The following is a 9,822-nucleotide window of genomic DNA, read 5'->3' as shown; positions in this document are numbered from 1 at the left end:
GGCCGAACTGTCCGCTGTATTTGAAGAACATCAGCCAGTTCGGCCCCGGAGAGGCCTCGGCCGGACCCGCTACGACTCACCGCGTCTGAAACGTGGCAAGCAGACAAGGCACCGTGATTCTCCCCAACCTGACGCGGTCTATCCCGGCCAAACCACACGACGTCAACATGAGGTTCGTTCCGCAAGTACAGCCGCGCATGAAAAAGCCCCTGCGCGGTTCGTGCGCAGGGGCTCGTTGTCAAGTGTGCGGCCAGATGGTCAGCAGGTGCAGGCCGGGGCCTCGCCTTCCGCGTGCTTGAAGGGCGATATCTCACGCAGGCGGGTGATGATGGGGGGCAGCTCCTTGACCACCAGGTCCACATCGGCCTCGGTGTTGAAGCGCGAGAGGCTGAAGCGGATGGAGCCGTGGGCGTAGGTGAAGGGCACGCCCATGGCCCGCAGCACGTGCGAGGGCTCCAGCGACCCGGAGGTGCAGGCCGAGCCCGAGCTGGCGCACACGCCGAAGGCGTCGAGCATCAGCAGGATGGACTCGCCCTCAACGTACTGGAAGGCCAGGCTGGTGGTGTTGGGCAGGCGCGCGTCCACCGTGCCGTTGATGCGGGTATCCGGGATGGCGGCCAGCAGGGCCTTCTCCAGCTTGTCGCGCAGGGCCTTCACCGCGCTGTTCTCGTGCGCGATGTTCTTCATGGCGATTTCGCAGGCCTTGCCCAGGCCGATGATGCCGGTGGTGTTCTCGGTGCCCGCGCGGCGGCCGCGCTCCTGGTGGCCGCCCAGCATGAAGGGCCTGAACTGCACGCCCTTGCGCACGAAGAGCGCGCCCACGCCCTTGGGGGCGTGCACCTTGTGGCCGGACACGGCCAGGAAGTCCACGGGCAGGGTCTTGAGGTCGAAGGGCACCTTGCCCAGCACCTGCACGGCGTCGGTGTGCACGAGCACGCCGCGCTCCTTGGCGATCTCGGCGATCTCCTGGATGGGGAAGATCACGCCGGTCTCGTTGTTGGCGTACATCACGGAGATGAGCGCGGTGTCCGGGCGGATGGACTCGCGCAGCTCGTCCAGGTCGAGCCTGCCCTCGGCGTCCACGCCCAGGTAGGTGGCGTCGTAGCCCCGGCGCTCCAGGTGCTTGGCCACGTTGAGCACGGCGGGGTGCTCCACGCGCGTGGTGATGATGTGGCGTTTGTCCGGCTGGGAGGCCAGGGCCGAACGGATGGCCGTGTTGTCGCCCTCGGTGCCGCAGGCGTTGAACATCACCTCGTCGGGGTGGCAGTTGAAGGCCTCGGCCACGCGCTCGCGCGCCTGGCTGATCGTGCGGCCCACCTGCCCGCCGAAGGTGTGCATGCTGGAGGGGTTGCCGTAGAGGTCGGAGAAATACGGCAGCATCTCCTCCAGCACGGCGGGGTCAACACGGGTGGTGGCGTTGTTGTCCATGTATACGGGGGAAGCGGGGGCCATCAGCGCACCTCCTCGACCACGATGTCGGGTTCAACGGTCTCGCGCAGGCGCTTCTCCACGAACTGCTTGAGCGTGAGCTGGCTGGACTTGCAGGAGGAGCAGGCCCCGCGCAGCTGCACCAGCACGCGCTTGCCGTCCACGTCCACCAGTTCGATGTTGCCGCCGTCCTGCTGGAGGCTGGGGCTGATCTCCTCTTCGATGACCTTGTTGACCAGCTTCATGCGCTGCAGGTTGGTCAGCCCGGCGGGCTTGACCGTAAGCGGCGTGAGCACCTTCTTCTGGCCCTTGGCCTCAGCCAGCAGGTCGGCCAGCTTGTCCAGGCACTTGCCGCAGCCGCCGCCGGCCTTGGTGAAGTCGGTGATCTCCTCCACGGTGTTCAGGTTGTTCTCCTTGATGGCCCTGCGGACCTGCTCGTCGGTCACGCCGAAGCACTCGCAGACGATCTCGCCCTCGGCGTGGGGCACGGCTTCCTCGCCGCGCAGGTTCTTCACCGCCGCCTCCAGGGCCTCGCGGCCCATGACGGAGCAGTGCATCTTCTCCTTGGGCAGGCCGCCCAGGAACTCGGCGATGTCCTTGTTGGAGACGTCCAGGGCCTCGTCCACGGTCTTGCCCTTGATCATCTCGGTGAGCGCCGAGGAGGAGGCGATGGCGCTGGCGCAGCCGAAGGTCTGGAACTTGGCGTCCACGATGCGGTCGTTCTCGTCAACCTTGAGGAAGAGCTTGAGGGCGTCGCCGCAGGCGATGGAGCCGACCTCCCCCACGCAGGAGGCGTCCTTGATCTCGCCTACGTTGCGGGGGTTGATGAAGTGCTCGCGCACTTTGTCAGTATATTCCCACATAAGAATTCTCCTGTGTTGGATGCGGACATCTCGTAGCTTTGGAGGATAAGACATCCGCCCCGTTTACGGAAGCGGTTCGGGCTTGATTTGTGCGCCCAATCCGCAAATCCGCCTCAAATCGAGGCCTGCACCACGATGCCGATGCCCCCGCGCGGGCGGAAGTTGCCCGTCACGGTCATTTTCCGGGGTTTGCAGGCCCCTGCCAGGTCGTCCAGGATGCGATTCGTGAGCGTCTCCATGAAACTGGGCTCGCTGCGGTAGCTGAACAGGTACAGCTTGAGCGACTTGGACTCGATGCACAGCTCCCCGGGAACGTAGCTCACGGTGATGGTGCCGAAGTCGGGCTGGCCGGTCATGGGGCAGAGGCTGGTGAACTCCTCTGACTCGAAGGTCACTGTGTAGTCGCGCTCCGGGAAGCGGTTGGGGAAGGTCTCGATGAGCTCCGGGGAAACGCGTTCGGGGTAGGTGGTCCCTGCCTGGCCCAGGTGGGTCAGTTTGGAGACGTCGTCTTTTATGTTCATACTGCTCCCTGCGGCTTTTGACGCCGCGCGGTTCTTGGATTAGGATTTCGGCTATCGCAAAGAGGTGCGGGGCGCCGATGACGCTGTTGGTAACGGAAATCTTTCACTCCATCCAGGGGGAGTCCACCCATGCGGGCCGACCGTGCACCTTCGTGCGCCTGTCGGGCTGCAACCTGCGCTGCGCCTGGTGCGACACGCCCTACTCCTGGGAGGGCGGGAAGCCCATGAGCGTGAAGGCCGTGCTGGAGGCCATCGGGGAGTACGGCTGCAACCTGGTGGAGCTCACCGGGGGCGAGCCCCTGCTCCAGCCCGAGGCCATGCCGCTGGCCCACGCCCTGGCCCTGGAGGGCTACGAGATCCTGGTGGAGACCAACGGCACCCTGCCGCCCGACATGCTGCCCCCGGTGGCCACGGCCATCGTGGACGTGAAGTGCCCCTCCAGCGGGATGCACGAGCGCATGCACCCGGCCCTGCTGGAGTGCCTGCGCCCCCAGGACGAACTCAAATTCGTGCTTGCGGGCCGGGAGGACTACGACTATGCCGCCCGGACCGTGCGCGCGCTGCCGCGCTCCGGGCGGGCCATCCACTTCTCGCCGATAACGGCCAGCCTGGCCCCGGCGGAGCTGGCGGCATGGATTCTGGCGGACAGGCTCCCCGTACGCCTGAGCCTGCAGCTGCACAAGATCATCTGGGACCCCTCCACCCGAGGGGTCTAATCATCGGAGACTCATCGTGAAGAACGCCGTGGTTCTTTTTTCCGGAGGGCTCGACTCCTCCACGTGCCTAGCCATCGCCAAATCCCAGGGCTACAACGCCTACGCCCTGAGCTTCCGTTACGGCCAGCGCCACACCGTGGAGCTGGACGCCGCCCGCCGGGTGGCCAATCACCTGGGCGCGGCAGGCCACCTGGTGCTGGACCTGCCCTTGGGCACCATCGGCGGCTCGGCCCTCACCGCCGACATCGACGTGCCCAAGGACCGCGACACCGCCGAGATGGAGCAGGACATCCCCGTGACCTACGTGCCCGCGCGCAACACGGTGTTCCTCTCCATGGCCCTGGCCTGGGCCGAGGTGCTCCCCGCGGCGGACATCTTCATCGGCGTCAACGCCCTGGACTACTCCGGCTACCCCGACTGCCGCCCCGAATTCGTGGAGGCCTTCGAGAAGATGGCCAACCTGGCCATCAAGGAGGCCGTGGAGGGCAGGCTGATGATGAAGGTGCACGCGCCCCTGATGCGCCTGAACAAGGCCCAGATCATCGAACTGGGCATGGGCCTGGGGGTGGATTACGGGCTGACGCACAGTTGCTACGACCCGAGCGGGGACGGGCTTGCCTGCGGCAGGTGCGATTCGTGCTTGTTGAGGCGAAAGGGGTTCGAGGAGGCGGGGGTGAGTGATCCGACGAGGTATGTGCCACAATAACTACCGAGTTTTGATCATAAATATCATATCACATAAGCCACTGCCACGATTGTTGACAATCGCACATAAATTTGGAAATTATAGGTTGCCCTTCATGCAGTTGAAGGGGCGAGTGAACGAGTTGTCAACACCCTGATCACATCCGTGACCAGGTGGGCGACTACCGGCGCAGCGTCTATAACTAGGCCTGCCATCGCGTCCTCCTTACAGGTAGCACAGATTAAACTAACGCGGTTTCGAGGATTTTGCTATGCAGGGCGGAGATGAACTCTTGGTTCAGGATTACCGCAGTCCCCTCCGCCCTGTTTTGCTATCATGACCCCCCCTATTTGGTTCAAGCCACGAAGCTTCCGGCATTTTGACGCACCCCTCTGTCAAACCTCGAGACTGATAAAATCTATTCAAAATCCAGACTTCGTTTCAAGCTGGAACTTCTTGCCTTTTCTTTCTTTTTCAATTGACACAATCAAATTTTCAAAATGTGACCAATGTATCAAAACTAAATCGCGTGTCGTCATGTACCCTTCACACGGAGATTCTGCTGTATACTCATACTATGCACACCAACTAAATCGTTACTATGAAATAATATTAGAAAAAGATCGGCTCAACCCGCACATCTTAGCCTTCAGAAAAACTGGCAAAAACAATATTGACTATGCACACATGGCATTTATTGATATCTCAAACAGACATAACTGCACTGCTCTTGCCTTTGACATTTCAAAATTTTTCGACAACATAAACCATGAAGTCTTAAAGAATAAGTGGAAAGAAATTATAAACACCAACCGCCTACCGATCGATCACTATAAAGTCTTCAGATCACTAACCAAATTCGCGCATGTCGAACTCAATCGAGCATTGGAAGAACTCCAAGCTGCTCCAAAATGTAAGTGCAAAAAAAGACTTTGCTCGTCACAAGACTTTCGCAATCTTATCCGCAGCAAAGGACTGATCGAGACTAACACCAAAACGCATGGCATACCTCAAGGTTCACCACTGAGTGGCTTATTATCTAACATCAGCCTGCTTGATTTTGACAGGTCAATTTCAGATGCAGTTCACTTAAAGAACGCATCTTATTACCGATACTGTGACGACATTCTCGTAATATGCGCCAACGAAGACGCCTGCTTTTTCAAGCATCTAGTCGAAACACAACTCAAAAACGTTCAACTTTCCACTAACAACAAAACAAACGTACACAAGTTTTCAAAGCATCATGATATTCAATGCACTAATATACCACTCCAATACCTTGGATTTATGTTCGACGGAAAAGCAATTTACATCAGATCGTCTTCAATCCAGCGATTTAGAACACGCTCAAAAAAACGAATCTACGCTGCTATCATAAGCAGAAATACGCACAACAATATCCGAAGCAACAGAGGCGAACCACATCGCGAGCTTTATACAAGAAAGCTTTATGCCAGGAATACTCACCATGGCTCAAGGAATTTTATCACATACGGACTTCGCGCATTAAAAACCACAGGCTCAAAAACAATAAAGAACCAACTTAAGAAGCTGGGACGCTTTTTTGAAAAAAGACTAGCTGACGCAAAAGAAAAATACTCCAGTTAATTGTATTAAATTTGTTTCTCTTCAATCACAGCCTCCCTCACCGTCACCCTCCCTCGCCAGCGCCAACTGCCTGCGAAATTCCTCCGCAATAGTCGGATCACTCGTATCCGGAACCCAGATTTCCACCAGCCTCATGCCAGGCCGCTCCGCCTGTTCCTCGTCTTCTCTCGCCATATCGTCCTCCCGCAAACTTGTTCCCACAATACATGACAATCGGCATCGCCGTCACCTCCCCTACCCCAAACAAAACAGCCCGGCAGGATCGCCATCCTGCCGGGCTGTGGTCGTTTTCACCATTCCCCTCACCCACACAAATAGTGCGCATTGAACCCATCCCCCGGGATGTCGCACACCTCCACCCTGCCGAACCCGGCCTCGCGGAGCAACTCCAGCGCCTTCCCCCTGCCCCACATCATGCCCAGGCCCGGGCCGCCGTCCACCAGCCCCACCGGCATGCAGTGCAGCAGGCTCACGGTGTATAAAAACGCTCCCATGGGCCTGTCCAAATTCCCGGCGATGTCCGTCTCAGCCTTGATGTCCACCATGGAGAAGTATCCGCCCTCGGCCAGCACGGCGCGCACGCCCTTGAGCGCCTCCAGGGGGCGGGTCTGGTCGTGGATGGCGTCGAAGGCGGTGACGTAGCCGAACCTCCCGGCCAGGGCGGCGTCCTCCCCCAGCGCCGCCGCGTCGCGCAGCTCGAAGCGGACGTTCTCCAGCCCCAACCTTGCTGCCTCGCCCCTGGCCTTGGCCAGCGCATCCTCCGAGATATCCACGCCCAGGAACCTGCTCCCCGGGAAAGCCCGGGCCATGAGCAGCGCCACCAGCCCCTCGGAGCAGCCAACGTCCAGCACGTCGACGCCCTCGCGCAGGCGGCGCAGCACCTCCCCGCCCGCCACGGACGGCAGGAACGCGTCCACCAGCACCTCCCGGTGCTTGGCCTCGGCCACCTGGCCCATCCATTCGTGGAAGCGCGGATAGCGCTCGTAGGGCACGCCCCGCCCGGTGCCGAACCCGGCCAGAACGTCCTCCAGGGCGCACTGGGTCAGAAGCGGGATTTCCTGTGTGTAGACGCCCAGGTTGTCCTGCCCGGCGCGGCGCGTCAGCAGGTCGGCGTGTGCGGGTGGCAGCAGGAAAAGCTCCTCCCCGGATTCGGACACGGAATGCTCCACCACCCCGCCGCAGGCCACGGCGCCGAGCCATTCGCGCACGTAGCGCTCGCTCAGCCCGGCCTCCCGGGCGATGGCGGCGCAAGAAGCCGGAAAGCCCAGGCGGTCCATGGCCTCGAAGAGCCCGGCGCGGTAGCCCAGGCAGAGGGCGGCGTTGAGGGCGGAAGCGTCGAGGATTTCGGCCATGCGCACGGCGAAGGCGGCGCGTTGTGCTTCCCGGCTGTGGTCCATGGCTGCTCCCTGCGAGGCGGTTGTCGAGGGGGGATTATTTGACGATGAAGCCCAGGGCGCGCAGATCCTTGCCCCAGACGCTCCAGCGGCCGGTCTTCATGGCCAGGCTGCGCGTGTGGACGTTGTATTCGCCCGTCACGTTGGTCTCGATGTGGCACTGGCGGTCGTAGTTGGTGTGGGAGAGGGTCAGCTCCCAGTGGTCGCCGCCCTTGTGCTTGACGCTCTCCACGTAGAACACGTGGCCCGTGGTCATACGGTGGCGGGAGTTGTCGCCCAGGATGAGCACAGTGCCCCCGGCCGGGGTCTGGGTGACATGGCCCAGACGCTCCTCGCCGTGGTACCAGCCGATGGGCGAAAGCTCGTTATTGCCCCGGCAGCACATGTTGCCCGTGCGGCAGCGGGCGTAGGGCAGGCTCTGGGGCTCGCAGCGGCCGTGCTTGCCGCCGGGGCGCAGCTTGTAGCAGTGCGCGCTGGTGGAGTTTACGTCGATGGGCTGGCAGTTCTCCTGCTTCTTGCTTTGCTTCTTGGCGCTCTTCGAGGTGGCCGCCTGGCCCGGAACGGCGACCAGAAGAAACATCAGCGCGATCAGGGCCTTGGTCATGCTCCCTCCTCCATCCAGTTCTCCCGCACCACTACCGGCCCGGCGGGCATGGGCGCGAAGCTGAAGCCGTCCGCCAGCTCCAGGGCCTCCACGGGCCTGGGCTCCGGCAGCAGCCCGGCCTTCCAGGCCAGATAGCCCACAATGCGCCCGGGCGTCACCCCCGCGTTGCGCAGCGCGCCCAGGTCCACGTCCTGGCGGCGCTTGGAGAGCCGCCTGCCGTCCGGGTCCACCAGCAGGGGCACGTGGGCGTAGGACGGCTCCACGCGCCCGAACAGGCGGATGAGATGGATCTGGCGGGCTGTGGAATCCAGCAGGTCCGCCCCGCGCACCACCTCGGTGACGCCTTGCGCCGCGTCGTCCACGGAGACGGCCAACTGGTAGGCGTGCACCCCGTCGCTGCGGCGCAGCAGGAAGTCGCCGCACTGGCGGGAAAGCTCCTGGGTCTGAGGGCCGAGCACGCCGTCGGTGAAGGTCACGGCGCCCTGCTCCACGCGCATCCGGGTGGAGGGGCGGCGGCCCAGGGCCTCCTTGGCGGCGCGCATGGTCCCGGTGAGGCCGAGGCAGGTCCCGGCGTAGACGGGCTCCAGCTCGCCCACGTGGGGGGCCGAGGCCGGGTCGGCCAGCTGGTCGCCGCGGACGCCGCGAAGCTCGGCCCGGGTGCAGTAGCAGGGATAGAGCAGGCCGCGCGCCTCAAGGCCGCGCAGGGCCTCGTCGTAGAGGCCGCGCCGTTCGTTCTGGGCGTAGGGGCCGCAGGGGCCGCCCTTGTCCGGGCCTTCGTCCCAGTCCAGGCCGAGCCAGGCCAGGTCGCTCAGGATGGCCTCGGCGAACTGGGGCTTGGAGCGCGCCGGGTCCAGGTCCTCCATGCGCAGGACCATGGCCCCACCTTTCGAGCGCGCCGAGAGCCAGGCCAGCAGGGCCGTCCAGGCGTTGCCCAGGTGCATGCGGCCCGAAGGGCTGGGGGCGAAGCGGCCCCGCACGCTCACCGCGCGGCCCTGGCCTTGGCGATGAGTTCCGGGCGGTACTCGAAGTGCATGATGTCGAACTCGGCCCACTTGCCGCCCCAGACGAAGCCGTGGCGCTCGAAGACCTCCGCCACTTCGGGCGGGAAGGCCTTGCGCAGGCCCAGGGGGTCGTTGCCCTTGTACCACTGCCAGTAGGTGTTGACCTTGGCGTTCAAGTCGATGGCGGCACCGAAGGAGTGCATGGAGAGGCGCTGCGTGCCCGCGATCTGCCGCCAGGCGAAGGTGCCGGAGACGGGCAGCACCGCGCGGCGCAGCTCCGGCTTGGCGGCCAGCAGGCGCTCAAGGTCTGCGTTCACGGCCCCCAGGGCCTTGGCCGCGCCGTTGCGGGAGCTGAACTGCACCGTGGTGCCCAGGAAGCGCACGGGCACGAGTGCGGCCTTCACCTCGTCGGGGTTGTGGCCGTAGGCGGCCTTGAAGAAGGCCGTGACGCGCACGCGGCCCGGGTGCACGCCCGGGCCGGGCTCGGCCGTCACCGGGGACAGGGGGTAGGGCTGGGCCAGCATGTCCTGCAGGTCGGCGTCGTCCAGGGCCTGATCGGGTGTTTTGGCCTTGCCGTCGTCGTAGATGAGGCGCGTGCCGTCGCGCAGGGTCAGGCCGTCGGCGGAGACGGAGGCCACCACGTCGGGATAGGCGCGCTTGAGGATGTCCAGGTCGGCCTGGACCTGGTTCTGGGGGGCGGTGCGCGCGGCGGAAGCCGCGGACGGAGAGGACTGATTCGGGGTCGCGGACGGCGCGGCGCAGGCGGCCGGGAGCGCGCAGAAGCAGGCCAGCAGCGCGGCGCAGAGGAGGCGGCGTACGGTCATCGGGAAACCTCGGGTTCTCGTATCAGTCGGGCCTGCGGCGTCGCGTGGCCCGGAAGCACGCTCCTCTTATGCGATTATGGGGAAGACTTGAAGTGGGGTTGTAGTCTCCGTGGGGAGCCGGGCCGGGCGGCGGAACCCGATATATTTGAAGAATATCGTGCTCCGCCGCCCGGCC

The 9,822-nt window shown here is 63.3% G+C and carries 11 protein-coding genes; 3 read left to right on the top strand and 8 right to left on the bottom strand.

The genetic code is table 11. The features are described 5' to 3' along the window. Positions 1-258: 258 nt before the first annotated feature. The 3 genes from nifS to queF form a co-directional block, all read right to left on the bottom strand. A complete protein-coding gene (gene nifS / locus MLE18_RS17740; RefSeq protein ID WP_243440140.1) occupies positions 259-1,452 on the bottom strand; it encodes a cysteine desulfurase NifS in 1,194 nt (397 codons plus the stop codon). Continuing rightward, the gene (gene nifU, locus MLE18_RS17735) at positions 1,452-2,291 is read right to left on the bottom strand and encodes a Fe-S cluster assembly protein NifU (protein ID WP_243440139.1); all 840 of its coding nucleotides are present in this window, start codon (positions 2,289-2,291) and stop codon (positions 1,452-1,454) included. Before nifU ends, nifS begins: the two co-directional genes overlap by 1 nt. Positions 2,292-2,404: 113 nt before the next feature. Further along, a complete protein-coding gene (gene queF, locus MLE18_RS17730; protein ID WP_243440138.1) occupies positions 2,405-2,812 on the bottom strand; it encodes a preQ(1) synthase in 408 nt (135 codons plus the stop codon). A gap of 77 nt (positions 2,813-2,889) precedes the next feature. Between queF and MLE18_RS17725 the strand changes: the two genes are divergently transcribed. The 3 genes from MLE18_RS17725 (at position 2,890) to drt2 (ending at position 5,824) form a co-directional block, all read left to right on the top strand. Further along, positions 2,890-3,528 carry a 7-carboxy-7-deazaguanine synthase QueE gene (locus tag MLE18_RS17725; protein ID WP_243440137.1) on the top strand — a complete coding sequence of 213 codons (639 nt, stop codon included), beginning with the start codon at positions 2,890-2,892 and terminating at the stop codon, positions 3,526-3,528. Positions 3,529-3,544: 16 nt separating this feature from the next. Next, entirely contained in the window at positions 3,545-4,234 is a 690-nt protein-coding gene (queC, locus tag MLE18_RS17720) for a 7-cyano-7-deazaguanine synthase QueC (RefSeq protein WP_243440136.1), read from the top strand. Between the two features lie 315 nt (positions 4,235-4,549). After that, positions 4,550-5,824, top strand: a complete 1,275-nt coding sequence (gene drt2, locus MLE18_RS17715) for an antiviral reverse transcriptase Drt2 (RefSeq protein ID WP_336605597.1) — start codon at positions 4,550-4,552, stop codon at positions 5,822-5,824. 21 nt (positions 5,825-5,845) lie between these two features. Here the strand turns inward: drt2 and MLE18_RS18240 are convergent, their stop codons facing one another. The 5 genes from MLE18_RS18240 to MLE18_RS17695 all read right to left on the bottom strand — a co-directional run bounded on the left by MLE18_RS18240 (position 5,846) and on the right by MLE18_RS17695 (position 9,647). After that, on the bottom strand, positions 5,846-5,959 hold the full coding sequence (locus MLE18_RS18240; RefSeq protein ID WP_419714903.1) for an antitoxin MazE-like protein: 114 nt from the start codon (positions 5,957-5,959) through the stop codon (positions 5,846-5,848). A 167-nt stretch (positions 5,960-6,126) separates the two neighbouring features. Further along, complete coding sequence (locus MLE18_RS17710) at positions 6,127-7,221, bottom strand: class I SAM-dependent methyltransferase (RefSeq protein WP_243440134.1); 1,095 nt, start codon at positions 7,219-7,221, stop codon at positions 6,127-6,129. Positions 7,222-7,255: 34 nt separating this feature from the next. Continuing rightward, positions 7,256-7,822 (bottom strand): hypothetical protein, encoded by a 567-nt coding sequence (locus MLE18_RS17705; protein ID WP_243440133.1) that lies wholly within the window; start codon positions 7,820-7,822, stop codon positions 7,256-7,258. Then, positions 7,819-8,805, bottom strand: a complete 987-nt coding sequence (gluQRS, locus tag MLE18_RS17700) for a tRNA glutamyl-Q(34) synthetase GluQRS (RefSeq protein ID WP_243440132.1) — start codon at positions 8,803-8,805, stop codon at positions 7,819-7,821. Before gluQRS ends, MLE18_RS17705 begins: the two co-directional genes overlap by 4 nt. Beyond that, a complete protein-coding gene (locus MLE18_RS17695; protein ID WP_243440131.1) occupies positions 8,802-9,647 on the bottom strand; it encodes a M15 family metallopeptidase in 846 nt (281 codons plus the stop codon). Before MLE18_RS17695 ends, gluQRS begins: the two co-directional genes overlap by 4 nt. Positions 9,648-9,822 lie beyond the last annotated feature (175 nt).

It is taken from the genome of Fundidesulfovibrio soli (assembly GCF_022808695.1).
Taxonomy (GTDB): Bacteria; Desulfobacterota; Desulfovibrionia; order Desulfovibrionales; family Desulfovibrionaceae; genus Fundidesulfovibrio; species Fundidesulfovibrio soli.
This window is presented reverse-complemented; position numbering and strand designations above follow the sequence as displayed.

Bases quoted from the DNA above. Each gene is read 5' to 3' on its own strand.
- nifS (WP_243440140.1), bottom strand. From the start codon at position 1,452: ATGGCCCCCGCTTCCCCCGTATACATGGACAACAACGCCACCACCCGT.
- nifU (WP_243440139.1), bottom strand. From the start codon at position 2,291: ATGTGGGAATATACTGACAAAGTGCGCGAGCACTTCATCAACCCCCGC.
- queF (WP_243440138.1), bottom strand. From the start codon at position 2,812: ATGAACATAAAAGACGACGTCTCCAAACTGACCCACCTGGGCCAGGCA.
- MLE18_RS17725 (WP_243440137.1), top strand. From the start codon at position 2,890: ATGACGCTGTTGGTAACGGAAATCTTTCACTCCATCCAGGGGGAGTCC.
- drt2 (WP_336605597.1), top strand. From the start codon at position 4,550: ATGACCCCCCCTATTTGGTTCAAGCCACGAAGCTTCCGGCATTTTGAC.
- MLE18_RS18240 (WP_419714903.1), bottom strand. From the start codon at position 5,959: ATGAGGCTGGTGGAAATCTGGGTTCCGGATACGAGTGATCCGACTATT.
- MLE18_RS17710 (WP_243440134.1), bottom strand. From the start codon at position 7,221: ATGGACCACAGCCGGGAAGCACAACGCGCCGCCTTCGCCGTGCGCATG.
- MLE18_RS17705 (WP_243440133.1), bottom strand. From the start codon at position 7,822: ATGACCAAGGCCCTGATCGCGCTGATGTTTCTTCTGGTCGCCGTTCCG.
- MLE18_RS17695 (WP_243440131.1), bottom strand. From the start codon at position 9,647: ATGACCGTACGCCGCCTCCTCTGCGCCGCGCTGCTGGCCTGCTTCTGC.